General features: G+C 63.0%; 29 protein-coding genes. 8 read left to right on the forward strand and 21 right to left on the reverse strand.

All coding sequences use genetic code 11. From position 1 onward, the window contains the following. Window positions 1-440 precede the first annotated feature (440 nt). Entirely contained in the window at window positions 441-806 is a 366-nt protein-coding gene (locus VNH11_10295) for a hypothetical protein (GenBank protein ID HVA46742.1), read from the reverse strand. After that, the gene (locus tag VNH11_10300; GenBank protein HVA46743.1) at window positions 772-894 is read right to left on the reverse strand and encodes a hypothetical protein; all 123 of its coding nucleotides are present in this window, start codon (window positions 892-894) and stop codon (window positions 772-774) included. Before VNH11_10300 ends, VNH11_10295 begins: the two co-directional genes overlap by 35 nt. Before the next feature lie 741 nt (window positions 895-1,635). On the opposite strand from VNH11_10300, the gene VNH11_10305 reads away from it, so the two are divergent. Then, the gene (locus tag VNH11_10305; GenBank protein ID HVA46744.1) at window positions 1,636-2,358 is read left to right on the forward strand and encodes a hypothetical protein; all 723 of its coding nucleotides are present in this window, start codon (window positions 1,636-1,638) and stop codon (window positions 2,356-2,358) included. 971 nt (window positions 2,359-3,329) lie between these two features. Here the strand turns inward: VNH11_10305 and VNH11_10310 are convergent. Further along, complete coding sequence (locus VNH11_10310) at window positions 3,330-3,974, reverse strand: Uma2 family endonuclease (GenBank protein HVA46745.1); 645 nt, start codon at window positions 3,972-3,974, stop codon at window positions 3,330-3,332. Window positions 3,975-4,055: 81 nt separating this feature from the next. Further along, window positions 4,056-4,337, reverse strand: coding sequence for an acyl carrier protein (locus VNH11_10315; protein ID HVA46746.1), 282 nt, complete (start codon window positions 4,335-4,337; stop codon window positions 4,056-4,058). A gap of 124 nt (window positions 4,338-4,461) precedes the next feature. On the opposite strand from VNH11_10315, the gene VNH11_10320 reads away from it, so the two are divergent. The 5 genes from VNH11_10320 to VNH11_10340 all read left to right on the forward strand — a co-directional run bounded on the left by VNH11_10320 (window position 4,462) and on the right by VNH11_10340 (window position 9,907). Then, the gene (locus VNH11_10320; protein ID HVA46747.1) at window positions 4,462-5,601 is read left to right on the forward strand and encodes a hypothetical protein; all 1,140 of its coding nucleotides are present in this window, start codon (window positions 4,462-4,464) and stop codon (window positions 5,599-5,601) included. An 81-nt stretch (window positions 5,602-5,682) separates the two neighbouring features. After that, window positions 5,683-6,963 (forward strand): pyridoxal phosphate-dependent aminotransferase family protein, encoded by a 1,281-nt coding sequence (locus VNH11_10325; protein HVA46748.1) that lies wholly within the window; start codon window positions 5,683-5,685, stop codon window positions 6,961-6,963. A 60-nt stretch (window positions 6,964-7,023) separates the two neighbouring features. Next, window positions 7,024-7,752: a DUF6134 family protein gene (locus VNH11_10330; protein ID HVA46749.1), complete on the forward strand. Its 729-nt coding sequence runs from the start codon at window positions 7,024-7,026 to the stop codon at window positions 7,750-7,752. Window positions 7,753-7,764: 12 nt separating this feature from the next. Then, entirely contained in the window at window positions 7,765-8,667 is a 903-nt protein-coding gene (locus tag VNH11_10335) for a hypothetical protein (GenBank protein ID HVA46750.1), read from the forward strand. Between the two features lie 22 nt (window positions 8,668-8,689). After that, on the forward strand, window positions 8,690-9,907 hold the full coding sequence (locus VNH11_10340) for a beta-ketoacyl-[acyl-carrier-protein] synthase family protein (protein HVA46751.1): 1,218 nt from the start codon (window positions 8,690-8,692) through the stop codon (window positions 9,905-9,907). 224 nt (window positions 9,908-10,131) lie between these two features. On the opposite strand, the gene VNH11_10345 is transcribed toward VNH11_10340, so the two are convergent. Next, on the reverse strand, window positions 10,132-10,608 hold the full coding sequence (locus VNH11_10345; GenBank protein ID HVA46752.1) for a GxxExxY protein: 477 nt from the start codon (window positions 10,606-10,608) through the stop codon (window positions 10,132-10,134). Window positions 10,609-11,021: 413 nt separating this feature from the next. Here VNH11_10345 and VNH11_10350 point away from each other — a divergent pair, with 413 nt between their 5' ends. Then, window positions 11,022-11,603, forward strand: coding sequence for a CvpA family protein (locus VNH11_10350; GenBank protein ID HVA46753.1), 582 nt, complete (start codon window positions 11,022-11,024; stop codon window positions 11,601-11,603). 169 nt (window positions 11,604-11,772) lie between these two features. Next, complete coding sequence (locus VNH11_10355) at window positions 11,773-12,156, forward strand: hypothetical protein (GenBank protein HVA46754.1); 384 nt, start codon at window positions 11,773-11,775, stop codon at window positions 12,154-12,156. 264 nt (window positions 12,157-12,420) lie between these two features. Here VNH11_10355 and VNH11_10360 read toward each other — a convergent pair whose 3' ends face one another. From VNH11_10360 to VNH11_10435, 16 genes are all read right to left on the reverse strand, one after another. Next, complete coding sequence (locus VNH11_10360; protein ID HVA46755.1) at window positions 12,421-13,383, reverse strand: acetyl-CoA carboxylase carboxyltransferase subunit alpha; 963 nt, start codon at window positions 13,381-13,383, stop codon at window positions 12,421-12,423. Window positions 13,384-13,712: 329 nt separating this feature from the next. Beyond that, a complete protein-coding gene (locus VNH11_10365; protein ID HVA46756.1) occupies window positions 13,713-14,597 on the reverse strand; it encodes a serine/threonine-protein kinase in 885 nt (294 codons plus the stop codon). 331 nt (window positions 14,598-14,928) lie between these two features. Continuing rightward, on the reverse strand, window positions 14,929-16,092 hold the full coding sequence (locus VNH11_10370; protein ID HVA46757.1) for a glycosyltransferase family 4 protein: 1,164 nt from the start codon (window positions 16,090-16,092) through the stop codon (window positions 14,929-14,931). Window positions 16,093-16,162: 70 nt separating this feature from the next. Further along, on the reverse strand, window positions 16,163-16,930 hold the full coding sequence (truA, locus tag VNH11_10375; protein HVA46758.1) for a tRNA pseudouridine(38-40) synthase TruA: 768 nt from the start codon (window positions 16,928-16,930) through the stop codon (window positions 16,163-16,165). A 111-nt stretch (window positions 16,931-17,041) separates the two neighbouring features. Next, window positions 17,042-17,260 (reverse strand): hypothetical protein, encoded by a 219-nt coding sequence (locus VNH11_10380; GenBank protein HVA46759.1) that lies wholly within the window; start codon window positions 17,258-17,260, stop codon window positions 17,042-17,044. Then, a complete protein-coding gene (locus tag VNH11_10385) occupies window positions 17,244-17,525 on the reverse strand; it encodes a BrnT family toxin (GenBank protein HVA46760.1) in 282 nt (93 codons plus the stop codon). Before VNH11_10385 ends, VNH11_10380 begins: the two co-directional genes overlap by 17 nt. 154 nt (window positions 17,526-17,679) lie before the next feature. After that, the gene (locus tag VNH11_10390; protein HVA46761.1) at window positions 17,680-18,723 is read right to left on the reverse strand and encodes an aspartate-semialdehyde dehydrogenase; all 1,044 of its coding nucleotides are present in this window, start codon (window positions 18,721-18,723) and stop codon (window positions 17,680-17,682) included. 119 nt (window positions 18,724-18,842) lie between these two features. Next, the gene (locus VNH11_10395; GenBank protein HVA46762.1) at window positions 18,843-19,883 is read right to left on the reverse strand and encodes an XcyI family restriction endonuclease; all 1,041 of its coding nucleotides are present in this window, start codon (window positions 19,881-19,883) and stop codon (window positions 18,843-18,845) included. A 5-nt stretch (window positions 19,884-19,888) separates the two neighbouring features. Continuing rightward, entirely contained in the window at window positions 19,889-21,298 is a 1,410-nt protein-coding gene (locus VNH11_10400) for a hypothetical protein (protein HVA46763.1), read from the reverse strand. 129 nt (window positions 21,299-21,427) lie between these two features. Continuing rightward, complete coding sequence (locus tag VNH11_10405) at window positions 21,428-21,622, reverse strand: hypothetical protein (protein HVA46764.1); 195 nt, start codon at window positions 21,620-21,622, stop codon at window positions 21,428-21,430. 13 nt (window positions 21,623-21,635) lie between these two features. Then, window positions 21,636-21,995: a hypothetical protein gene (locus VNH11_10410; protein ID HVA46765.1), complete on the reverse strand. Its 360-nt coding sequence runs from the start codon at window positions 21,993-21,995 to the stop codon at window positions 21,636-21,638. Beyond that, window positions 21,992-22,195, reverse strand: a complete 204-nt coding sequence (locus VNH11_10415) for a hypothetical protein (protein ID HVA46766.1) — start codon at window positions 22,193-22,195, stop codon at window positions 21,992-21,994. The genes VNH11_10410 and VNH11_10415 overlap by 4 nt, the downstream gene beginning before the upstream one ends. 7 nt (window positions 22,196-22,202) lie before the next feature. Then, window positions 22,203-22,484, reverse strand: a complete 282-nt coding sequence (locus VNH11_10420; GenBank protein HVA46767.1) for a DUF2442 domain-containing protein — start codon at window positions 22,482-22,484, stop codon at window positions 22,203-22,205. A 9-nt stretch (window positions 22,485-22,493) separates the two neighbouring features. Further along, complete coding sequence (locus VNH11_10425; GenBank protein ID HVA46768.1) at window positions 22,494-22,685, reverse strand: hypothetical protein; 192 nt, start codon at window positions 22,683-22,685, stop codon at window positions 22,494-22,496. Between the two features lie 4 nt (window positions 22,686-22,689). Then, entirely contained in the window at window positions 22,690-23,163 is a 474-nt protein-coding gene (locus VNH11_10430) for a type II toxin-antitoxin system VapC family toxin (protein ID HVA46769.1), read from the reverse strand. Next, the gene (locus tag VNH11_10435) at window positions 23,160-26,012 is read right to left on the reverse strand and encodes a PA14 domain-containing protein (GenBank protein ID HVA46770.1); all 2,853 of its coding nucleotides are present in this window, start codon (window positions 26,010-26,012) and stop codon (window positions 23,160-23,162) included. The genes VNH11_10430 and VNH11_10435 overlap by 4 nt, the downstream gene beginning before the upstream one ends. Window positions 26,013-26,169: the final 157 nt, after the last annotated feature.

A 26,169-nucleotide genomic window follows, 5' to 3' on the forward strand; every position in this document is an offset into this window, starting at 1 on the left:
ATCTGTCGCAGAACCACCCCAGATTGGTGGATCTCGGCGGATCGAGCGGAAAGTGACTGCGCCTGGCCCCGGCCATCGATCGTGACGTCTACTCCATCGACAGAAAGTGCCGGCCATCCACCCCGTCGATGTCATATCGGCGCGATCGACCTCTCCCATGCCGCCGGAGGCCGGCGAGGGACACGATTGGATAGCGGCCGGCGATTTTTGGTTCCCGGCAGGAACCGGCCATGAGCCGACGAATCCTAGCTCGGAAATCGACGGGCAAGCGCCGGCCTTCTTCGGAGGGTTGTGATCGACCGTTGCCTCCGTCCCCGGCACGAGCAGGCCGCCGCAGGCCGAGCAGAACTTGCTGTCAGCGTTGTTTTCGGCGGAGCAGGCGGGGCAGGTTTTCATGGGTCAAGCGCAACGATTCCGAGAATGGATCGGGAGGTCGCGCGTCAATGCGTCTTGGGTCGTCGTGGCTTGGGTTTGCCGTTGGCTGGCTCCAATTTGAGCTGGAGAATCTTCGTCAGCCGATCAATAACGTCGGAGGTCAGCATCCGTTGTCCGGTCAGGAACCCGGCCAGCGTGTCCAGATCGGTCCCGGCGCGGTCCGCCAATTCATCAAGGAGAATCTGGCTTGCATGGACTGCCCGCCGCAAGGCGCCGCTGTGCGTGGATTCCTGCGCCGCGTCACAAAGACGCTGATGCTTGGCGGCCAGGTCCGGCAACTCCCTGGCAATCAGTGCGCGATCCTTGCGCAATTGGTTCAACTGTTCGGTGGTGAGATCAGTCGTTGATCGTATTGCTTTGGTTCGCTTCATGGTCAAGCACAAATTCAAAATCCTCCGGCGTGACATCATGCTCGGGCAGGTGCGCGATAATCTCGTCCGTCCAGAGGTAGAAATTCATCGCTCAACTCGCAGGTGCCCCCGCGAGAGCTGAATGCATTGCTGGCGGCGATTCGTCACGGATGACAATGAGCGCGTGCTCGATCGCCAGTATAGCAGAGCGCGCGCAATGGGCGAGGCAGAGTTTATGGGGGGAAAGGGACATTCTACTTTTTCGACTTGGAGCGACGCCTCGAATGAAAAACCAGAAGGGGGCCGAAGCAAGACACCCATGGGGGCCGAAGCAAGACACCCATCGTTTACGCGCGGGAGCGGGGACCAAGCAAACGTGGTGAGGGATCCGGCTACGGCGCGGGGTTGGCCCGGTTCCGCTGCGCCCTCAGCCGAGGGCCTGACCAAGGCTGAGCCGCCCGGTGGCCCCGCGGCCCGCGCGGTGCGGTTCCCGCGGAGTTGCGACCGGTTCTGGATCCGCTGGCGATCAATGGCGAGGCGTCGCTCGGCACGCTGGCTTGCGTTGGTCGCTCGCTTGCACCGCGCGGTGGAACCGTCTGTCGAGCAACGCGTTAACGCCTCGCCCACACGTGCCGGACGGCCTCCGGAGTGTCGGCATGTTTCCCGGCCCTTATCGAGGCCTTCGGCCCGGCCCTTTTCCATGCCGACGCGCTCGGCGGTCGCGATGAACCGGAACCGCCGGATTGAGGTCATCTTCTCGCGCGACCTTTTGTGCTCCGACCCCACGGCGCGATCACTCCCCGAGGCAGCCCAGGTGCGGGGGGCGCGTGCGTGCTGATATAATCGCAGTGTGGCGACCAATGACCAACCATCCGACGAACATCAGGTCGGGATCACCAATGCGCAGGAGAACAACCCTGATGCGACAATCGCAGATCTCACGCGCCGCATGAATGGCCGTTTCGCGGCCGGGGAGTATGCGGAGGCCGCCGACCTTGCGTTGCAAATCACCGCCCTGAGCAAAGACGAACTTCGGCAAGCGTTCGAGCAGTATGAGGTGCGGGTTCTCTACCTCGACCACGAGGCGTTCGGCATCTACGCCGATCAGATCGAACCGACCTACGATACGCTCGTCGATGGTCCGACCCCGGCGGTGTTGGCGGCGGCCACGGAATTCGGGAAGCGACACGCACAGGAGATGGTGCTGATCGCAAAGAAGGTATTCTCGGTTGACCTTTGGTATGCACAGGTTCATAATTCACATGCCAAAGTTATGAGTAGCACACGTTCCATTGACGACTTGATTGGGGCCTTCAACGCCCAGGCCCAGGCGGAGGGTCGATACGATAGCCGGACGTTCTGGGAGGTGCCCGCACGCCCGGGCTCGATCCACGATATCCCGGAAACGAACAAGTCCAAAGAATATCTCGCATGGTTTCGCGCGCGGAGGCTCGCAAAGCAAAGCGGTCGCGCCCGCTCCGGGCTGAAAGCAGATTCGCAGAACATTGCTTGCGACCTCGCTGACCAGGCGACCGGTGAAGCACACATGGAACCGGCCATTGAGAAGCCGTGAAGCACGTTCGTTCGCACGGTGGCGAATGAACCGCCCAAGTAGGATGGGCCGAACCAAGACGCCCATCGTTTACGCGCGGGAACGCGGACCAAGCAAACGTGGCGAGGGATCCGGCTGCGGCGCGCGGTTGGTCGGTTCCGCAGGCCCCGCAGCCGAGGGCCTGACCAAGGCTGAGCCGCCCGGTGGCCCCGCGCGGTGCGATTTCCGCGCACTTGCGAGCGGTTCTGGAGCGGCTGGCGATCGACGCCGAGACCTGGCTCGACACGCTGGCTTGATTTGCCCGCTCGCTTGCACCGCGCGGCGGATCGTGTGTCGAGCACGGCATTAACGCCTCGCCCACACTTGCCGCACGGCTTCCGGACTGTCGGGATGTTTGACGCTGGCCAAAATCTGCCGCAACAAGTCCGCGTCTTGGATCTGCCGGACTTCGGGCATGAGCGCCAGCCCCGCGGCGGCGCCTAAACAAAAGCGACGCGCGCGTGTCGCTATTGTTAAGCAGCGCGCCGCGCGCGGCGCTTTTGCCCGCACGCGCCAGCCGATCCGTGGAGCCTGCGCTCAAAGTGCTCAAAGACCGAATCGCTCAATTCGGCGGAACGGCATCCCGGCGCGCCGGGATTGCGTACAGAGGATTGGCCGCGCACCTCGTTGGACGCGACAAACGTGTCGCCTGTGCTCGGGTGAGACCCGGTCGGGCATGTGCAAACTCATCAAAAATCGACGAACCTTCCGGTAAGACCGTACTCAATTTTTGTTCCGATGGTAAGTATCGTTCTGTAGACTGCGAACGTGAACCTCCGCCCGGCAAGCGGGCGGCATCCGGTCGGAACAAAACTGGCATCAGTACACGCTCGTCGGCCGCGAGTTTTTGCGCAGGGCAGGGGGGAGGAGCCGATGAGCGATGAGTGGCCCGGTCTGAATACCGGCCACAATAGGGCAGAGGACGATGGCTTTCCTCACCCGGAGCGCGACGGCTAGCCGGTGCGATTGAGCAGTACTTGCCTTACCCAGTCACGGAACTGCGCGACGAGGGCCGTCGTATCCGTGCGCCCCAATTGGGCCAAGACAGGAACCAGGTCGGCGCTCGCCAATCGCGGCAACGAGAGGCTGTGGGTGCGGACCTGGTAGACGCCGGCTTCGAGAATGTTAAAGGTCAAGCCTTCGCAGGTCGCTCGCCACACTTCGGGCACTCCTAAGGCCGCATAAATGCTCATGCGGTCGAGCGAGCTGTGCGTGAGATCCACTTCGATGGCAAGATCGGGGGGCGGATCGACGCGCAGATCCAGACGCGTTTTGCCCGCAAGCCGTCCCGCGTTTGCGATCCAATAACAATTATCGGGTTCAAGTCCCCGGCTTTTACGTCGCCGCCGCAAGGTGACGGTACGCCCGGGCTCGCACAGCAGTCGTAGCTCCTCAGTGACTACATCGATAAATCTTCCCAGTAGGTAAGCGGACTTTTCGTGTTCCCAGAGCGGGCTCATGATTTCCAGCATCCCCCGATCGTAAGTGAGCCGGAACCGCCGCCGTCGCTCGAAGGCACGCAGCAGCCGCGTGTACGTGCCCCAGTCGATGTCGTGGAGCACGGCTGCCGGCTTGACACTCGATGGGGCAGTAGACATGAATCGGTCCTCCGCGGAAAGCCAGGGCACGGCACTCAAGAGTATTCTACCGCAAAGGAAAACGCAAAGCGGTGACGCGCCTCATGCCGCCGCACGGAACCGAGGTATCTGGGCTGCCGGCCCACCCACCTTCGATTTCAGCAGGTCGATCAACGCGCCGACGGTCCGGTTTTCGGTCAGCTCGGCATTCGTCAGCCGCACCTGAAAGCGCCTCTCGACGCGCATCAGCAGGCTGACGACGTCCACCGAATCCAACGCGAAATCCTCGGCCAGCACGGCGGCGTCGTCCAACGCCTCCAGGCTCCGGCTCGTTTCTTCCTCGAAAAGGGTCTTCAGCACATTGCGGATTTCTTCTCGGTTCATGGTTGAGGCGAATGGTTGATGGGATGTCCCGGACATCTTCAGCGGTTAGTTAGCAGTTTCCGGCCTTCGCCGCAACGCCAGTAATCGGTGTTGACACAAAGGGCCACGGAGAAGAACCTTCAACTTGCTCCATTCAGCCCTGGTCGCTCCCTTATCGTCACGGTGGTCGTCGCCCGTGTTGGTGCCCGTCTTTGTCGCAGCCCTGTCCCTCGGCGCCGGCCCCGCGACGCCGAGCTTTGGCCCAACGTGGCCGGTCAGCGCCGCGCCACCGCCCGCCGCGACCGAAATCAACGCAAAGAATTGGCAATGGCGCGACGGTTACTTGCAGCCGGCCGCGCCGGCGGTCCCGGCCGCACTACCGCCGCTGCCGCCGTACACGGCGCCGGCCGCGGCGCCCCTTCCGGCATACGACGAAAGCGTCGCTTATTACGACCCCTTCACCCGCCAGCTCGCCTTTGGCAACGCCGGCTTTCAGCCCTATCACCTGGGCTGGTATTTCTATGACGAAGTGCCCTATATGCCGACCTCGCCGGTGCGCGGCGTGAGCGGCTCGTTTCAGGACGTGCAATACAACGCCTGGGCGCGTTATGCGCGGCTGCTCGGCCAGCGTCATCTCTTGGCATGGACCGGGGCCTGGAACTCGTCGTGGTGGACCGGCCCCTCCGGCGTAAACTTGCCGCCCGACGCGGAACAGCTCGTCTCCGATTTTCAGATCAGCTCGCTTTATGCGGGGCGCTGGAACTGGCAGGTGGGCGCCACGCCGCAAATCGACGCCGATTTTCGCCGCTCGCTCGATCACAACGCTTATATGGTCGATGGCCGCTTTGTGCTGTTTTATCAGGCCCGGCCCGACCTGCGCCTGGCGGCCGGCATGGCTTATTGGAACCGCGTCCACGGCATTCTCATCCCCTACGGCGGCCTTATCTGGTCGCCCGACGACCGCTGGGAATTCCGCCTTTTTTTTCCGCAAACCCGCATCAGCCGTTATTACGGGAACGTGGCCGGCAAAGATGTTTGGACCTATGCCACCCTCGGCTATCAGGTGCAGGCCTGGCAAGTGACCATCCAGGACCAATCGTCCGCCAAAACGCGGATGCAAATGAGCGACGTGCAATTTCTGCTGGGGGCATCGGCGGCCGCCGGCAAGTGGACGGCCTTTATCGAGGGAGGCCTGATTTTCGACCGCCGCGTGCTTTTTCGCAGCCACGCCCCGCCATTTACCATCAACGACAACCTGATGCTGCGGGTCGGTGCGCTCTATTGACGCCATTCATCTTGCCGCAACCGGCGAAAACAGGTATTTTCCCGCTCTTATTCTTACGCACGCCGCAACATGGATGTCCGCATGCCGAAGCGCGAGTCATTCCCGATGGAGAAGTTGGTCGATGGCTTACGTCAGAGCAAGCTGGTCAAGTTCTACGAGCAGCTCAACCAACGCTTCAACTCCGTCCATCTCAAGGAGTTGGCGGTCGCTTCGGTGGGGGCGCATCGCGAGATGCGCGTGGGCCACCACGACCTGATCAATTTCGGATTTGACAGCTTTTTGGGGCTCGACCAGCACCCGCGAGTCAAAGAGGCGCTGGCCCGCGGCGCCGACCGGTGGGGCACGCAGTTTGGCGCGTCGCGGGCGTTTGCAAGCTGCCAGACCGAGGTCGAGCTCGAAGGGAGAATTGCAAGCTGGATCGGCACCGAGGCCGCCTTGATCTATCCCTCGGTGACGCTGGCCAACCTGGGCGCGCTGCCCGGTCTGGTCGAACCGCAAGATCTGCTCGTCGTCGACGAGTACGCCCACAATTCGATCCTGGAAGGCACGAAGCTGGCGCGCGCCAACGGCGTGCGAGTGGTTTCTTTCAGCCATAACGACCCCGGCGATCTCGAACGAGTGCTGCAGGCGTCGAGGCCCTATCGGACGGCGATCGTGGCCATCGACGGCGTGTACAGCATGAGCGGCGCCGTCGCCGACATGGCCGGGCTCGATCGAGTGGCGAGGCGGCACGACGCCGTGTTGTATATCGACGACGCGCACGCCACGGCCGTCATGGGCGATTGCGGCCGCGGCACCGTGTTCGACGCCCTGGGGAGCTACGACAACGCCATCGTGGTCGGTTGCTTCTCAAAAGCCTGTTCGGTTTTCGGGGCCTTTGTGGCTTGCTCGCGCGACCTGCAGCGCCTGCTGAAGATGCGGTCGACGACGTACATTTTCGGCGGCCCCGTGCCGCCGCCTTACCTCGAGGCCATCGCGGCGGTGATCGACCTGCTTTGCTCGGACGACTACACCGCCTTGCGAAACCGGCTCGACGAGAACATCGACCGCGCCGTCCGCGGCCTGAAGGAACACGGCCTGGTATTGCTGGGCGGCCAATCGCCCATCCTGTCGGTCCTGATTGGCGACGAGGAAGACACCTTTATGGCCGGCAAGTTCCTCTTCGACCGCGGCTATTACGTGCAGTCGGTCACCTTTCCGGCCGTGCCCTATCACGCCGGCGTGCTGCGCGTGCAAATCAACTCGAATCACACCCGCGAGGCCATCGACGGGCTGATCGACGCCTTCGGCGAATTAAAGGAATTCGTCGGCCTGCCAACGGCGGACGACGCAGCCAGTCGGAGGGCGGCGCGGGCCGCATAGGCGGGCCTGCGCCCCAGCATGGAATCTGACGCCGCCACACGACGAACACCACACAATCCCATGAAAGCTCGCTCTCCACGCGCGTCGACGATCGCAGTCTGTTGCCTGACCCTGGCCGGTTGGGGCGCCTCGCCGGCGCGCGGTCAGACCGTTGTAACCGAGGAGCTCCGCGAGTTCGATATCCTCGTGAAAGACAAGCCCGCGGGCAAGAACACCATCCGCATCAGCGATCTCGACGACGGAACCACGCGCGTCGCCACCGAAGTCGACGTCAAACTCAACTACCTGGTGTACGTTTATCGCTACGAGTTTCGGGGCCGGGAGACGTGGCGCGGCGAGCGGTTGCTTTCGACCGAAAACCACGCCACCGACGACGGCAAGACGTTCGAAGTCCGCGCGCAGAGCGACGCCGGAGGCTTTCGAGTGCAGGCCAATGGCCGCAGCCGGGCGGAGCCGATCATCGACATGACCACCAATTACTGGCGCGCGCCCGACCTGAAACAGGACCGCGGGTTCGCCTTCATGAACGCCGACCGCGGAACCATCCATCGGGCCAAGGTCGAGCGGCTCGCCCCCGAGTCACTCGCGCTCGGTCCGCGGTCCGTGGCCTGCTCGCATTATCGCTTCAGCGGCGACGTGCAGGCGGAGCTGTGGTTTGACGGGCAGAACCGGATCGTGCGGCAGAAGTCGATCGAAGACGGCTACCCGACGGAACTGCGGTTGACGCGCGTCACTCGCGAGACGCCCGTTACCGCGCAACGCAGTCCGCCGCGCTCCTCGTTGCGCTGAACTTCACACGCCATGCTCAACTCGAAGGCAACCTCACGCTCCGGCACCGGCTCGTTCGAGCTGACGGTCTTCGCTTACGGCGCCGCCAGGCTGTCGATGGCGGAGTTGGCCGACCTGCGGCAGCGGTCGATCGAGCGGTTTTCAGCCCAACTCCGGCCCCAGTTGCTCAAGCACAGCGACGAGCAGACGCTGGCCGCGGCGGCGGCCTTGGACCGCGCCGTCGGGCAAATGCCGTGGTGCGAGTCCTTCGCGGAGTGGGCCGTCGTCTCGGCGACTCAATACCTCGGGCGCACCGCGTTCGCAGCCGTGATCGCCAAGTACCAGAACGATGGTCCCTGGGGGGTATCGGTCCAGGTTATTCCTCACACCAGTCCCCATGCCCTGGCGAGTACGCTTAGCCTGGCGCTGGCGAGTCACGGGCCTTGCATCGGCGCCGGGACCGCGCCGGGTGAAGAGCGGCACGCGCTGCTCACCGCGGCCACGCTCCTGGAGCGTCCTGAGGTTGCCGGCGTGTGGGTGGTGTTCAGCGGTTGGTCGCGCGGGCCTGCCAACGGGTGCGCCGACGACTCGCACGGCGGGCCTTGCTGTCTGGCCGCCGTGCTGGCCGTCGGCCGCAATCGGTCCGCCGCCAGCCAGAGCGCGAGCACGGTCGGTCGCATCGACATTCGGGCCGCCGCGCAACCTGCCAAGCCGAGCGGAGCGGGCCAACCGGCGCCGGCAAACCTTACCGAGTGGTTGACGGCCCCGGCACTCTCGGAGCGACCTGCCGTCGGGGCGGCTCAGGTATTTGCCAGCGGCGGAATCTCGCTCGGCATCGAATTCTTCGGCGCGCCGGGCCGGCGCCACGCCACGCCCGCGACTCTATTGGGGCCGCACGCCCGGTTTTCGGCGGCCGTCCAGCGCCATTCCACTTGAGGCCAAACCCGCGCGAACCGTCATGATCGACCGCCCGCAAATCTGGATCACCGGCGTCGGCGCGCTCTGCGCGCTGGGCACAGGCTTTGACGAGATTTCCACCAACCTGCTGGCCGGCAAGAGCGGCATCCGCGCCGTGACCGACTTCGACGTGGCCGAGCATCCGTGCCGCATCGCCGGGCAAGTCCAACCACCTCCGCCGCCGCCCATGCTCGACGCGGCCCTCTACGAGCGCCTGACTCCGCTTGAACAGTGCATGGCCTCGTGTTGCCTGCAAGCGCTCGTCGACGCCGATCTTTGGGTGCGACGGCAGGAGTTGAGAATTGGCCTGATCCTCGGCGTGGCAGCCGAATGGATGTCGCGCTGGGACTGCGATTCGCGCCGGGGCGGCCGGTTGATCTGCCAGCCTAACGCCGGCCGGCGCCCTGCGATCGAGATGACGCTCGAACTGCTGGGCCTCGCCTGCCCGGCGATCACGGTCTCGGCCGCCTGCGCCAGCGGAAATCAGGCGCTGGGGCTGGCATGCCATTGGCTCGAAACGGGCTGGGCCGACGTCTGTTTGGCCGGGGCCTGCGACATGGGAGTTACGCCCTACTCCATGGCCAGTTTTGGCAACCTGCGCGCTTTGTCGCGGCGCAACGATGAACCGACCGCGGCTGCCCGGCCCTTCGATGCCGATCGTGACGGCATGGTGCTGGGAGAAGGCGGCGCCGTGTTCGTCCTCGAGCGGGCGGACGATGTCCGCACCGGCGGTCGCAAAGTCTACGCCGAATTGTCGGGCGTGGGAATGACCAGTGACGCCCATCACCTGGTCTCTCCCAATCCCGATCCGACGCAGGCCGTGGCGGCCATCCGCCAGGCTCTGAGCTACGCACGTGTCGACGCCGCGGACATCGATTACATCAATGCACATGCCACGGGCACGCCGGTGGGCGACGCCTGCGAGGCCCGGATGCTGCACGCCGTGCTCGGCCCGCACGTTGCCAAGACCGCGGTAAGCTCAACCAAAAGCGTCACGGGGCATTTGCTTGGCGCGGCCGCCGCCATCGAGGCATTGGCCTGCCTGACCGCCATCCGGCACGGCGCGCTTCCGCCCACGGTCAATCTCGACCGGCCCGATCCCGAATGCCAGTTGGATCACGTCGCCAACACCGCCCGCGAGCAAAAAGTGCGGGTGGCAGTGTCGAACTCGTTCGGCTTCGGCGGCCACAACACGGCGTTGGTGTTAAAAGCCGCTTGAGAGGCCTGGCTGCGGTGAGCAAGAGGATGTCGACGAGGCAGGGCAGGGGAGGGGCCGAAAGAATTGCTTCACCGCAAGGATTTTCAACAGAAGCAAACGAAGGAAACGAAGCAGGAGCAAGCGATCCGATCGGGTGGGTTCGTGCAGCAGCGACGCTTTGCCCTCTTGGCAACTGTTCGATCCTGTCTCCCAATCTTCGTTGCCTTCTGTTCGTGTTGGCCTTCTCATCCATCCTGATTCGCGCCAGGCAGGATCATCCGAGACAGGCCGTCCACAAGCTTTATCTCGTGGAAATTCAGCACAAGCCCGAGCGGCACGTCAAGCAATTTCATGTGGCTCAGGAGTTGCGCCTTGTGGACGGGCAATACTTCCTGAACGGCCTTGAGCTCCAGCAGCAGCACCCCGTCGACAAGGAGGTCGAACTTCAACTCTTCGCTGAACACGAGGCCCTTATATTCGATCCGGACGTGTCGCTGGTTGACTACCGGGATGCCGCGGAGTTCGAACTCTCGCAGCAGGCATTTTTCGTAAATGCTCTCCAACAGCCCCGGCCCCAAGATGCGATGCACTTCGATCGCTGCTCCGATTGCCTCCCGGCTCAGTCTGTCGGCTTTTTCAAATACGGCATGCGTTACGGCCACTCCTTTTTGAACAGAAGGTAACAGAGGAAACAAAGGACAAGCAGCCAGCCAATCTAGCACGGTTTTGTTGCCGCCGCACTTCGACTTTGCCCTGCTGTCCTTCGTTTCCTTCGTTGCCTTCTGTTCAAAATGGTTTTCATGCCGGACTCGTCCCAGATCAATTTGTGAATGCGGTTCGGGTCGCGGGACGTCGGAGGAAAAAGATCGATGACCAAGACGTGAATGCCCTGCCCGAGAAAATCGTCCGTTTTCTCAGGGCAGACGCTAGCTTTCTTCACCTGGATCGTAGCCGGCCGCGGGAGACGGCGAAGGGCAGGGAGGGGCAGGGGGCGTGCCCTGTGGTCCCCTGCCCTTCGTAGCGTGAGCTAGGCTTGTTATATTGTCGCGCGCCGGAAACGGCGGGACCGGATCGCCGTTGGCGGCCGGTAACGATCGTCCACAAACCGTCAGGCTGGAAAGCCTGACCTACCTCCATGCAATCCTATGATCTGGCGATGATCGCCGTGCTGCTCGGGGCAACGCTATGGGGCTTGTACAAAGGCATGGCCCGCCAGGTCGCGTCGCTGGCTTCGTTGGCGGCCAGCTATTTCATCGCGCTCCGCTTCAGCCCCGTCTTGGCGCCGTACCTCGGCAAGCAAGAACCGCTGAATCGTTTCCTCGCCATGCTGCTCATCTATCTGGCGACCTCGCTGGCCGTCTGGTTGATGTTCCGCAAGATATCGCAAGCCATCGACCGCGCGCAGCTCAAGGAGTTCGATCGCCAGGTGGGCGGACTGCTGGGCGCGGCCAAGGGCGTGCTGCTCTGCGTGGCGATCACCTTTTTCGCCGTCTCGCTTTCGGTCCGTGGACGCGACGCAGTGCTCGCCTCGCGGTCGGGCGTCTATATCGCGCGGCTCTTGCAACAGGCCGACCCCATCATGCCCAAGGAAATGCACGCGGTGCTCGATCCGTACTTGCACCAGCTCCAGCGGCAACTCGATCCCCGCGGCGCGCGCAGCGTGCCGCTGGGAACAGGCAGCTTCGAGCGGTCTCATCGCCCGATGGTCGCTCGCTGACCACGCCTCTAGCACCTACCACCGAAGCCGTTCTCCCGATCTGGAAGCGGGCCGACTGTTTGCGGCTTTCGGGTTCGTTGGCACATTCGTTGCAACCTCCCGGCGAACGGAAGCTTATCGACCAATCTCCGGAGGCGTAGGCCAGCGTTTCTGGTGGTAAGGATATGCGATGCTCAACGTCTACTTCGAAAATGTCATCACGCGCCACCGCAAGCGGCTGGCGCCCGTCGCCCGGCTGAAGATCCTGGGTACTTCTTTGCTTGACGCGCAGGATACCACCCTGGCTTTCTACGAGGGCGGTTTATGGCGAGTGGGGGACGAGCACTTTTTTGTGATCGGCATGGAGTCGCCGACGTTGATCCACTTCGAAAACGCCGCAGTGCAGTCGCCCGCGATCGGCCCCTACCATCCGGCCTGGCTGGTGAACGGCGCGATTCGCGCCGGCGCGTCGCAGGAGTTGGCCCTGGCCCGACTCGACGAGCACAGCGGCGCCTGGCACGTGTATGCCGACCGCACGTTCTGGTCGGCGGCGGTGTTTCTACCGGCAGCTTGAGAAGGGTTCAGGGTTCAGCGTTCAGATGAGGGATGAGGGATGAGGGATGAGGGATGCGGAGAGCGATCAGAAGGACGGTGCGTCGAACGTTTGCGTCGGGTGCCGGGCAGTCTGAACCCTGAACCCTGAACCCTCGATTTGCAGATCCCTCGGGAAAAACCGGGCGTCCAACCGAACATAAGAAACATTATCGGACGTTGCCGGGACCGTGGAAACAGGGCCCATCAGCGGCCGACCTCGCCGCGTTGCCTGACGCCTCGCGCCTCACGATGCCGGCGACTCGATAAAGGCCCCGATGCGCCGGAACTTCTGATACCGCGCGGCGAGCAACGAATCGTTCGGCTGGCCGATCAGCTCGCGAATGCTCTTGATCAAATACATCTTCAGCCGGGCCGCCATCTGATGATGGTCGCGATGCGCGCCGCCCAGCGGCTCCTCAATCGCGTCGTCGATCACACCCAGCCGCAGCAGATCCTTGGAAGTCATTCGCAACGCCTGCGCCGCCTGCTCGGCGTACTTGGGGCTTTTCCACAGGATGCCCGCACACCCTTCGGGGCTGATCACCGAGTAGTAGGCGTGCTCGAGCATCGCCACTTTGTCGCCCACGCCGATCCCCAGGGCGCCGCCCGAACCGCCCTCGCCGATGACGACGCAGATAATCGGAGTGGGCAGTCGCGACATTTCCAGCATCGAGGTGGCGATCACCTGGGCCTGGCCGCGCTCTTCGGCGCCGATGCCGGGATAGGCACCCGGCGTATCGATGAAGCAGATGACCGGCATGCGATATTTGGCGGCCAGCTTCATCTTGGCCAGCGCTTTGCGATAGCCCTCCGGATGAGCGCAGCCATAGTTGCACTCCTGCCGCTCTTTGAGCGTCTTGCCTTTCTGGTGGCCGACGATCAGCGCCTTGTATTGATCGAGCTTGCCGAACCCGGTGAGCATCGCCCGGTCGTCGCCGAAGGTCTTGTCGCCGTGCAGCTCGACGAACTCGTCGAGGATCAGGTCGAGATAGTCTCTGGTCCGTGGGCGGTCGTCGTGCCGGGCAACTTGCACCGTTTCCCAGGCGCCGAGCTGGCTATAGACGCGCTTTTTGGTTTCGGCCAGTTCGCGTCGCAAACGCCGGACTTCTTCCACCGAATCCGTCGAGCCGTCGGGCTGCGTCTCCAGCTTGGCCAGGCGGGTTTCCAGTTCGTCGATGGGCCGCTCGAAGGCGAGCCGGTGGTGCATGGTGGCCATAGAAGTCCGAGAATCAAAGGGTGAATTCATCCCCACAATACACGGCGGACGTAGGGTGCGGCAAGCTCGCCTTGGCGGAGAGAGAGCGAGTGGGCGAGGGAGCGGTGGCTGGGGCAGAGCTGGCCGAGTTCGATATCAACGGACCAAAACGCGCCGCCGGTCAGCGATGCCCCGGTGCGTGCGAGCCGGTGCGTGCGAGGCGGTGCGTGCGAGGCGGTGCGTGCGAGCCGGGGCATCGGTTGGCCGCCGAGTCGTCGAGTACATTCAGCCGCTACCTGGCCAACCTCTGCCCCAGCCACGGCTCTTTCTCTCTCTCCCCCTCACGCCCGCGCCGCGGCGGGCACGGCCGGCGGTTCCTTGAACACCGGCGTCACTTTCAGATGACGCAGAAACTCGTTCAGATTCGGCAGCCGTTTTTCGGGCCGTTTGGCCATCATCAACTGCAGGACCTCGGAGAACGCCGGGTTCACGTTGCGGTTTTGGGCCTCGATCAGCGGAATCGGCGACGCCAGGTGCTTGTTCAACAGGTCGCTGCTCGATGCCCCGGTATACGGGGGCCGGGCAGCCAGCAGGTGAAACACCGTGCAGCCGAAACTGTAAACGTCGGCCTCCACGCCCAGCGGCTTGCCCCGAATCTGTTCGGGCGACATATAGCTGCGCGTGCCCTGGACTTTGGTCCTTCGCGCCAGCAATTTGCCCAGGCCCTTTTTCTGCCGCACCGCCAGGGCGAAGTCGATCAGCTTGACTTCGCCGTCGAGGTTCACCAGAAAATTGTCGGGCTTCACATCCCGATGCACCCAGCCTTGATCGTTGAAGTAGGCCAGCCCCGCGGCTGCCCGCTCGATGATCGTCGGGATCATGAACGCCACTTGTTCCAGCACGCGCTGCTGATCGACGACCCGCTGGATGATGTCTTTCATGTTCGGATACGGAAAGAACTCCATCACCAGATACGGAACCTTCTGGTGGACGCCGTGCTCGTAGATATGGATGACTCGTTCGTGGTCGAGGGCCCGGCCGACCAGGAACTCGTTCTTCATGTAAGCCAGGTGTTCGCGGTTGCGAAAGTCGGCCAGCAGCACCTTGACGGCGCGCTTCGTCTGCGTGCGGTCGTCGATGGCCGCCCACACCTGGGTCGTTTGTCCGCGATTGACCATGTTCAGCAGGCGGTACGGACCGATGTATTGCTGGCCAGCGAGTGCCACGCGCGTGCTCGACTTGGGAGTTCCGGTAGAGATGCCTCGAATTCTTTAGTGTAGTCAACGGCGGGAGGAGCGACAAACGGAGAAAGGGTTCAGGGTTCAGGGTTCAGGCATCAGGCGTCAGGCATCAGGCGTCAGGCGTCAGGCGTCAGGCATCAGGCATCAGGCATCAGGCATCAGGCGTCAGGCGTCAGGCGTCAGGCGTCGGGTGGCAAAGAAATGGAGGCGTTGGGCGAGAGGCGTTAGGAACCAGGTGCTTGCCTCGGAGTTGCATTTCCTGAACCCTGAACCCTGAACCCTGAACCCTGAACCCTGAACCCTGAACCCTGAACGCTCACGCCTCCTGTTGCAGCAGCCGTTCATACAGCTCCCGCGTCTGCTGGGTCATGTGCTGGTGCCGAAAGAGGTCGGCAAACCGGCGGCGACCTTCCTGGCCCAAACGCTCGCGCTGCGCCGCATCGGCAATCAGCTCGTCGAGCGCTTTGACCAGAGCCTCCACGTCTCGCGGCGGCAAGAGATAGCCGGTCTTGCCCGGCAGCACCACTTCGCGCGCTCCGTCGATGTCGTAGCTGACCACCGGTTTGCCGGCGATCAGGCCCTGCGGCAACACGCGGGCCAGACCCTCGCGCAAGCTGGTGTGAACCACGATGTCCATCGCGCCGATCAGTTCGGGGATGCGCTCCGGCGGCACCAGACCGGTGAACTGAAAGTAGTCGCTCATGCCGGCGTCGCTGATGCGCCGCTGGAGCTGTTCTCGCAGAATTCCGTCGCCGACAAACAGGAAACGCACTGCCGGCCAGCGCGCCACGAGCTTCTCGGCGGCCGTGATGACGTCCTCATGGCCTTTGAGGTGAAACAGCCGGGCGATCTTGCCCACGACCACATGCTCGTCGCGGTAACCCAGTTCGTGCCGCGCGCGCCGGCGATGTTCGCCGGCGTGCAAAAACGATCCGGTCTCCATGCCGCTGTAGATCGTGGTGAATTTCTCTCGCGGGGCGACGCCGGCATCGACCATCAGATCGGTCATGGCGTCGGCCACGCTGACGAAGGCATGGCAGCGTCGGGCAGCCCAACGTTCGCACTCGCGATAGAACTCGCGGACCAGCGGGTTCTGATACGGATAAAACGGCGCGCCGTGGACGCCATGCACGATCGCCGGCACGCCAAGCTTCCACGCCGCCGCCCGGCCGAGAATGCCGCCCTTGGCGCTGTGCGTGTGGACCACGTCCGGCTGGAACTCTCGCAGGATGCGTTTGAGCTCGCGGTAACTCACGTAATCGCGCCAGGGCTGAATCGCGCGTCGCAACGAAGGCACGATGGCCAGCGGCACGCCATTGGCGCGTGCCCGGTCCAAAAGACTTCCTTCCGGGCCAAGCGGCGGGCCGGTGATAAGCAGCACGTCGTCGCCATAATCGCGCAGCAGTCCCTCGCAGGTGAGCAGCGTATTTTCTTGAGCGCCGCCCAGGATCAGGCGGCTGATGATGTGGGCGACGCGCATTGAAAGGCGGAAGGATGAAGGCAGAAGGCAGAAGGAAAGACCCGGCGTTCTGACTTTCTGCCTTCTGCCTTCATCCTTCTGCCTCGTTCTGATTGTACTCCACGCGCAGCAGAAAAAGACCGTGCGGGGGCGCGGTCATGCCGGCGACGCGGCGGTCCTGTGCGGCAAGCACTTCCACGGGCCAGTCTTCAGGCCGCGTGCCGCGGCCGACTTCGACCAACGTGCCGACGATCGCCCGGACCATGTTATAGAGGAAACCATCGGCCTCGACTTCGACGGCGATCAACTCGTCATCGCCGAACAGGCCGCGGCGAACAGACAGGTCGAAGATCGTGCGGACGCTGCTGGTGCGTTGCGGCCAGCCGGTCTCGAAGCTGCGAAAGTCGTGCGTGCCCAGCAGACCTTGGGCGGCGCGGCGCATAGTGTCGGCGTCGAGCCGCTGGCGATAGTGCCAGGCATAATGCCGGCGAAAGACGTCGGGCACCGGGGCGTCATCGAGCACGTAGCGATATCGCTTGCGAACAGCGTCACGAATGGCATGAAAGCCCGGCGGGGCGTCAGCCGCGTTAAGCACGGCCATATCGTGGGGCAACTCGGCGTTGAGTGCCCGTTGAAATACGTCGGCCGATAGAGTCGATTGCGTATCGAAGCTCACAACTTGCGCGAGCGCATGCACTCCGGCATCGGTTCTTCCGCTGGCGGTGACACGGACCGTCTCGCCGGTGATCGTGGCCAGTGCCGCCTCCAGCGTTTCTTGCAACGTCCGCTGTCCCGGCTGCACCTGCCAGCCGGCGTATGCGGTGCCGTCGTAGGCCAGCGTCAGCTTGATCGTGCGCACGGGGAGGGATGAGGGATGAGGGATGAGGGATGAGGGATGAGGGATGAGGGATGAGCGGCGCCGCCCTCCCCTCCCCTGCCCTTCAGGATCTGCCGACCTGCGGCAAACGCGCTACGTGGCTCGTGAAGTTTTCTTCACAAGCCTCGCTAACGTCCGCAGCACGTCATTGACCGTTTGCGAATCGCGAAACACCTCAGCGACGTCTGGATCGAGAAGCACGACATTGGTGCCCTCGGCGTACCGCTTTGCGTACTTGCCCCGAACACCCTGGCTAAAGTCGTACTCGTCGAGCATTTCGGGCTTCCGTCTCTTGCTAGGCACCTTCTTCATAGTCATTCCTTTCGCGGCGTGTCGCGACGCGTGCGCTGATGATTCGAATGTTGCTTCCTCGTTCGGTAAAAACTACGACTAAAAGTCGCCACCGATCAGACTCTCCTAAAATTATGAACCGCTCTTCGTCATCGGAGTGGAGCGGGTCGTCAATTGTCACCGAAAGCGGATCCGAAAAGACCGTACTGGCTTCCTCGAATGCAACCCGGTGTTTTTGCTGATTACGTTTTGCTTTCGCGCTATCCCATTCAAATTCTAGCGGCATTCACGAACTCGCAAGATAGCGACACCGAACTCATTCCCCTGCCCTGCCCTGCTCCGCTGTTTCCTGAACCCCTGCGGCGCCGCGAAACCCTGAACCCTGAACCCTGAACCCCGAACCCTGAACCCCGAACCCTGAACCCCGAACCCTCCCTGCCCTACCCTGCCCCGACTTCTGCCTTCTGCCTTTTGCCTTCTGCCTTCCGGCGAACGAGCAACTCGGCGATCTGCACGGCATTCGTGGCCGCGCCTTTCCGCAAATTGTCGCTCACGCACCAGAACGCGATGCCATTGGGGCTCGACAGGTCTTCGCGGATGCGGCCGATGAACACTTCGTCACGGTCGTCGCAAGAGAGCGGCATCGGATACTGCTTGGCCGCCAAGTCATCGACCACCACCACGCCGGGCATGGCCGCGAACAGCTCGCGGGCCTCGGCCACGGTCAGCTTCCGCTCGGTCTCCACCAAAATGCTTTCGCTGTGGCAGTTGCTCACCGGCACGCGCACGCAGGTCGGGCAAATCTGGATCGAGTCGTCCCCGATGATTTTGCGCGTCTCGTAAACCATCTTCATCTCTTCCGACGTATAGCCCTGCTGCTTCAGCGAGCCGATTTGCGGAATGAGATTGAAGGCGATCGGATGGGCGAACGTTTCATACTGATAGTCGCGTCGCTCGATGTGGCTGCGGGTGCCCTGCTCCAGGTCGCGTTGCCCGGCGACGCCCGCCCCGCTGGTGGCCTGATAGGTGCTTACCACCACGCGTTTCACACGGGCGGCGTCGTGCAGCGGCTTGATGGCCACGACCATCTGCGTGGTCGAGCAGTTCGGGCTGGCGATGATGCCCTGATGCTCGAAGGCCGCCTGGGGGTTCACTTCCGGAATGACCAGCGGCACGTTGGGATCCATCCGCCAGTAGCCGCTCTCATCGACCACCACACAGCCGCGCTGGACGGCCCAGGGGGCAAAATCGCGGGCCACTTCGTCCGGCGTGCTGCCGATCGCCAGCTCGACGCCTTCGAACGCTTCGGGCCGCAATTCTTCGACCGGGTGCGACGTGCCTTGGAACGTGATCGTTTTGCCCGCCGACCGCTTGGACGCCAGGAATTTTATTGTTTTGAACGGGAACTTCCGCTCTTCGAGCAAGCGGATAATGATTCCCCCCACCGCCCCCGTGGCGCCGATAACGGCAATCGACTCGTACACCCGTGACCCTCCGAAAAACAAGATACTGCGGCCGGCCCAGGCGCGCGAAAGCGACCGGGGCGAATTTAGAAGTATACGCTGGCGGCCGGCACGATTCCAACGGCAAGTGACGCCTTGCTTTATCGCCGCTTCTTTCCCAATACCGAGCGCAAGACAAGGTTCGCGAATGTCTGCTGAGAGCGTTGATCTGACAAAAGTTCGGACAGGCCGAAGGTTTGATCGAAGAAGCCGCCCTGGCTGATTCGTTTTCGCAGTTCCGGGGTCATGCAGCGAACGACATAAACCGTTTGCACGCGCGGGTTAAGGTTCCGGTCGTTCTCAAACGATTTCATCGCCGCTCCGAGGCGCTCCAATGCTCCGGCCGGGTCGGTACCGGCCTTGACCTCAATCGCTAGGACGGGCAAATCAGATGGATCGCGAAGCGAAATGTCCGGCTCGTTTGAAAAGATCAGGTGGTAGCCTTGCTTGAGCCTGACGACACGAATCTCAGCGATCCGGTCGATTAACGCGGCATGTGAATCTTCGGTGTACGCGACTGAGGTATTATCTCGCCATACGATTTGTGCAATCTCGGCTCGTAGCCAGTTCAAAAGGATCGTTTTGACGGCCGCTTCTCCCTCCGACCCCACCGAATTGTTCCACGATCCTTGAATCGTCGAGCCGGCGCTTGCGAATTGGAAGCCGGCCAAATCACGAGGCTCGATATCGGCCGAGCCGACAATCATGGCCGAAAGGATGCTGTTGATCGCGAGGACCAGCTTCTTCAACCATTCGGGGTCCAGCCGTTCGGTCTTCCCTGCCTCAAGACGGGCAACGTCTGCACCGACGAGTGATTTCAAGCCTTTTTGCGAGAGTAGGGCCAACGTGCGGTAATACAGGAGCAATCGCGGCTGCTCCGAAATAACGCGCGGATGGCAAAAGATAAGCAGTGGGTTCATTTGTCGGTTCGCGACGTAGTCCCACGCGACTGTCTCGATGCCCCACGCACCGCGTTCGTCCCAGACAAAGCCGCTGCTGACCGCGACGAGGCGCTGAACCTCCTGGATTGCTTCCCATAGTCGGAGGCCTCGCAAGCGGCGCACGAAGAAAGTTGCCCGCAAGCTGCAACGGGCAAATTCGTCCGATGCCAGAAGCTGCTGGTGAAAATCGGCCTTGCCCATGCGGATCACATTCGCCAGACGTAGGCGCACTTGCGCAGCTCGTTGCGGCCATGGGCGCCCATTTGCTGGCTGCTGTTTCCCTTGCCCCGCTGCAAGACCCAAATTTGCTCCGTGTGGAAGCCGGCCTCTTCCGCCAGCGCGCTTAAGATCAGGTCGACCGGCACTTCTTCGCCGGCATACTGCACGTTGTCGTTGACCATCACCACGCGACCGCCCGGCGCAACAATGCGGGCCAGTTCGAAAATGACGACCGCCGACTCCAAGAAGTAGTTGCGCACCATCCGCGGCACGTTGGCGTTATTCAATTCGCGGTTCCTGCCTTTTTGATCCAGAATCGACAGCACCTCCTGAAGAGCCTCTTGGCGCTCGAACGCATCGAATGCCTTCTCGAACTCTGCAACGCGGCCAATGTCGTAGTATTGGCAACGAAGTTCTTCGAGCTTCGACTTGTTCTCCACCGTGCAGGACAGCAGTTCCTGACGCAACTTCTTGAGCTGCGCTTCGGTCGTGCCAAGGTAGGCCAGCTCAAGCGCGTAGGTGCGAGTGTAGTCGTAGCGGTTGCAATAAGGCGGCGAAGTGATGACAATCTGGCACGACCGCGCTGGAAATCCGGGCAAGACCCTCAAGCACGAGCCCCGTTCGATATTGAGAGAGCTGGCGCCGTTGCCGTTCCCCTCGGCGAAGAGATCGCCCGCCATAAGGTCGTGCCGCATGATCTCGAGCTGGCGGAGCATCGCTTCTTGAAAGTCGGGAATCGGGCCTTTGTGGAACGGCTTTCCGCTCAGGTCGCGGCCCGAACGCTTGTCCCAGCGCAGATATTGGCCATCCTTCCGCGTGAAACTCACCGACTCTAAGACGCTCAGGCAAGCTGCTTCGAGCAACAGGCGGATGTCCGGGTCCAGCCGCGCTGCAGCTAAATAGCTCCGGAACTGATTGAGCTCGCGCTCGGTCTGGTCGGGAAAGGCGTCGCGTGTGATCGTCAAGTGCTGAAAGCAGTGCCTTTCGTCGACGTCGCCTTGCCACTGACCCGATCGAAACGCCTCGACCGTCGCCGAGAACGCCGTGCGCGATACGCCTTCGGCCGCCAGGCGTGCGCTCAGCACCGCGACGCCCACGGGCAGAAGCTCAATGCCTTGCCCCCCGAGCCCATATTCCCGGCCAACCAACAAGGCCGCCCCGCAACCGGCGAAGGGATCGAGCAGCACGCCTTTGTGGAGGCGGTAATGGTCCAGGACATATTCGACCAGCGCGGCGGAGAACCCTTCTTTGTATTTGAACCAGCGATAAAACGGCCGCTTGCGGTTCGATTGATAGCTGACCAGCGACCGGTTCAGGGCTGAATTGATTTCGAGCTTCGCGCGGAAACGCGCCAGCAGGGCCTGGCGCGCCGAAGAAGACGATACGGTTGCGGTCAAAAAGGTGCCTCCCTGTCGTGCCGGTGCTCGGCCAGCCGTGGTGATTGGCCGCTATCGTATCGTCTGCCGACGCACGGGGCAAGTTGCCCGTCCGACAAGGCAACGCCCGAAGCACCGGGGCCATGCTCGCTACGATCGGATTTGCTCCTCGTCAGCGCACTGCCATAGCTGTACACCGCATCCGCGGAACAGGGTGGTGCTGTGATAGCCGGCCGCTACCTCGCCCTCAAGGTCGATCAAATGGCCGTCCCGATCGAGCGATGAGCAGGTTTCGACGAGCCCGGCCTCACTCTTGCCGGTGCCGTAATACAGAACGACAATCACGCCTCCACCCGCCTCAGTTAAATCGCGACCACAAATTGGGCAGTGATGCAACGGCCGCTCGGTTCCATGCACGAAGTAACGATACGCGTAGCGTCTTTTCTTGGCGATCACATCTTCCTCCGATCGAGGCTATCCTTCTGGGTATGCGGCCGGATTCATTTGCGGGGCTGAAGTCCGCCCATGCCGCGTCTTCCTCGGGCCTGTTCCAGTCCTCGGCAAGGGCCGCTTCACTGAACAGCGCCGTTTCGCTGGCCGTCCGCGGCGGTTCATCAAGCACCGTCACCAGAGCGCGGCATGCCGCAGCCAGTTGAACCGGTTCCAGCAGTTGCACCCGGCCTTGCTCGTCGATGATGGCCTCGATGGTTTGCATCATTGCTGTTCGCTACGCGGCGCGCTTTCGCCCGCCTCTTCCGGTTTCGCGATTCGCTTCGGCGGCAGCGACACCACCTTGCGGCCGTCTTTGCCCTGTTGGCTTCGCAGGTCCTCGCAAATGGCGTGCGGGTCGTAATTGAAGCGGGCCGCGTATTCCTCGCGGTAGCGGCGGATTTCTTCGACGATCGGATCTCGCCACATGCCGTCCTCAACTTCCTGCCGAAGGCGATGCGGCCTTGGGCGGCCGCGCGGGAACGCCGTGCAGCATGCCTCGGGCACTGATGTCTTCGTCAACGTCTGGCCAATGCACACCCTCGCCCGAACCGATGATCTCGTAGTTCTTGCGCTGCTCTGGTGTGGCATTGGTCAAACGCCAGGACCAAACCAGCGGCACGCTGATTCTTCGCCCGTCGACGAGCTGGGCGGTAATCTCGTCATCGGTGACTTCGATCGTCATGATGCGAGGATCGCTCTTCGCCGTAGCATGCATCACGATCACCTAGGCAGCCGGCTTGCCTTTTCTTCGAGCCTTCTTGGGCACAGGCCTGGGTGGCAACGAGACCAACTTGGCACCGCTTTTCTTCTCTTGCTCGTGCAGGTCATCACAAATGGCATCCAAATCGTAGTTGAAGCGTGCCGCATACTCTTCCCGATAGCGCCGTATTTCCTCAACAATTGGATCTTTCCACATGGCCTTACGCTCCCATTAATTCTTGCGGCGTGCAAATCTTAGGCGCCGCAAAACCTGAAGCCACGCATGCTTCGTCAATGCGGCTACGCAACTCGGCATTCGCCATGTGCGTACAATTCCAAGTTAGCAAATACTCGATGCCGTGGACAGCGGAAACAGCGATGTGCAATGCGTCGACTCTTGCTTTTTCGGGAAGCAACGTGCGACCGATCAAACGCCGCGCTAACTTCCGCACCGGCTTTGTCAGTTCAAGATGCGAAATCCCGACGAGTAGGCGGAGCCGCTCTTGCGCGGCCACCGGATCGCCTGCACTGCATTCCTTGATCACAGCTTGGGAGATGAAAATATCGTACCGGCCGCGATGGTCGTGCCACCACTCGTGCGTCATTTGCTGGTTGGCGGCGGTGATCAAGTCCCGGCTCGGCCGCGACGCGAGATAGCCAATGATCGACGTCTCGATATAAACCGTCGGCTTCATTTCAACTCCGGCAGCCCAAACGGGTCATCAGGATCATAGTAGAGCGCGTCGATCGGCGACCATTGCGCGTGGTCGGCATCGGGATAAGCCGCCAGCGTCCAGCCAAGCTCGACCAAGGCGACGTTGCCGATCTCGGCATACTCCAAAACAAACCGGTGCGGCCCGTCCGTCAGCTCCAGCACCGCTTCCTGCCAGCCGACGCCATCCCAATTGTCGCAGACCTTGTTGCCGTCGATCCACAGCCGCACGCCGTCGTCGGAGTGCGTAGTCAAAGCGTAGCGCCCGGCCAAGGGCGGCTTGATCCAGCCCGTCCAGCGGACCGAAAACGAGTTCGGCGGCAACTCCGGATCGGGCGAACCTTCGCCGAAATGGAAGTCGATGTCCGCATCGACGCGCAGGCGCACCTCGCGCTCGAAATTGCCGCCGTCAAAGAACCGCGCCGCCGCGCCGGGCCGCAGCCGCGACATCGGGTAGCCCGGCAAACGGTCGAGCTGGGCGGCCAGCTCCGGCGCCAGCCCCCCTGCCCTGCCCGACCGCCGCGCTCGCAAAGAACAATACTTCGCCTGAAGCTGACATTGCCCCTGATAATAGTCGTCCGGCTCCGCTTCGGCCGCCTGCCACCAGGCCGTGGCCAGTGGCGCCCACTGGCTCAGATCGACGCGGGCCTCGGCCTCCAGACGCGCGATGTCGGCCAGCCGCGGGTCGCCGGCAGCCGCGAGCCTGGCCAGACCGTCCGGCCACTGGCCCAGCACCAGTACCTCATATTTGCCCGCCGCCAGGTTCGCATCGCGATCGTCGGGCGTCTTCTTCAACGCGACCAGCGCGTTTTTGTAGGCGGCGTGGCGTGTCGATTGCTCGCGATGCGATGCCTTGCGGCGGTCGGCCTGAGCCATCAGCTCCTTGTCTTGCGTTTTGCGGGCCAACAGCGAAGCTTGAGCCAGAGCCCGGCTCGCTACGTCGTTTCTACCTTCCAGCGCGGCCCGCTCGGCCAGCGCCAGGGCCTGCACCACGCCGATGGCGCAGGCTTCGGGCATGCTCGCGCTTTTCCCGGCGGCTTCCAGGGCCTTGAGCTTGAACGCATAAAGATCGACGTCGAACTGCCGCGTAACCTCGGTGGCCGCGCGATAGGCCAGGCCCACGTTCCCTTGCACCATCGCCGGCTCCGCGATGTAATCGAGCATCAGCCACCGCAGGTCGGCCGTTTGCGAACCGTCGCGGGCCTGGTTCCAAATCTTTTCGGCCACTTTTTCCAGTGCGGTCGGGTTTTTGGCGCCACGTGTGATCTTTTGACCGTACTGCTGCGCAAAGCGGACGCGGGCCGCCACCAGGGCCTTGTTGTCGGGCGGCTTGTCGCGCGGCATGAGGCCCAGCACGGGCCGCTCGCTGCCGTTGGCCAGGTTGGCCAGGTCGGCCAGCGAGGGCGGTCCGGCAGGCGGCGGCTCCGCCGCTCCCGGCGGCCGTTGCATGGGCTCCGACGCGGCGGTCTGCGGACCAAGCGGCGTCAGTTCCAGCTTCTTAAACAGCACCGACGAGTGCGCGGCGCCGACGATCAGCGCCTGCGGATCGGGAACGCGCCACGCCTCGAACAGCGAAAACCGCTTGGGATCGCCCTGCCAGTCGATGAACACCTTGCCGTTACAGGCGGCGCGGACACGGTCTTTCCGCACCGTGCATTCGATCGTGCTGGGGCCTTCCGGGGCGAGAACCGGACCGTGATGCGTCGTCTCGTTCTCACTTCGGCCTTCGATCCTGCGGAGAGAGGTTTGCTTGCCGCCGTGGGTATCGATTGCCAGCAAGACCTGGTGTCCGCCCACGACCAGCCCCAGTTCGACGTCGCTGCCCTCCAGCCGCTCGACGACCGCCGTCAACACGTACTCCTCCGGCACGCGCGTCGAAATCTGCAGGGTCGCTTCGCCTTCGATCAACTGGTTGAGGAGTTCGTCGTTCGTGAATTGCCAGTTCCCTTTGACTGCGTCGCGTGCTGGGTCGATAAGCTTCAGCAGATCGATGGGCGGGGCGGCCGCCGGCAGATTCGCCTGCGATACCTCGCTGTCCGCGGCCGTTGGTGCAGCGGAGTCTTCGACCATCGGCTTTGGCGGTTCGATCGCTGTGGTCGTCGGCGGGGGTGGCTGGCGGTCGCTTTCCCGCCCCTTGGTCGTGTCCGCCATTTCGGTTACGGTCGATTCTGGCTTGGCGGCCGCGTTGATTGGCGGTGCGGACGGCTGCTCGACGCTGGAGCGCAGCTTGTAGACAACCGCCGCCAGGGCCAGCACTGCGACACCGACGCCGATCCACGACGTGTGCCGGCGAAAGCGCCGTCGGCCGCGGCGCAGCGCCACGGGTGCTGTCACGTGGCCATCGAATTGCGGCAGCTCGGGTTCAGCGGCGCGCGGAGTCGCGACCGGCACTCCCCTGCCCTGCCCCGCCACGGGAACGGCCACGGCCATCGCCACCGGCGCCGGCTGCGGCAACCTTTGCGGCGCGGCAGCCGGCGCAGTGGCCGGGGAACCGGCTGGCGCCCCCCTGCCCTGCCCTGCTCCGTCGGCACGGGCCGTTGATGCAGCGAGTTTTGCCCGAAGCTGCTCGTCGTAGACGGCTTTTTTCTGGGCATTGAGCAGCGTCAACCGGGCGGTCGCCAGTTCATTGAGCAGCGTTTGCGACAGTGCCGAATGCCGCCCCGTTTGAAAGGTGCGCACATGGGCCATTTGCCGATCGGCCGCGCCGGCGATGGTGTCGGCATCGTCTTCGAACAGTCCGACGCCCAGCAGCCGATAGTGGTTGGGCGGCTGTTCGGCCGGCGGAATGCCCAGCCATTTGCGATAAGGATCGAAGACGTCCGGCATGCTCATCTTGTGTTCCGGCAGCGGGCCCCGCACGAGCTTTGATTATCGGCGCGGTCCCCCCGTGCGGCAACCTCTGCCCGACCGGGGACCGGCGAACGTTGCCTCGGTCTGGCCGAGCGCTTAAAATCAGGGGCCGACATTTGCGGACCACGGATTAACGACA

It is taken from the genome of Pirellulales bacterium (assembly GCA_035533075.1).
In the GTDB taxonomy this organism is placed as follows: Bacteria; Planctomycetota; Planctomycetia; order Pirellulales; family JAICIG01; genus DASSFG01.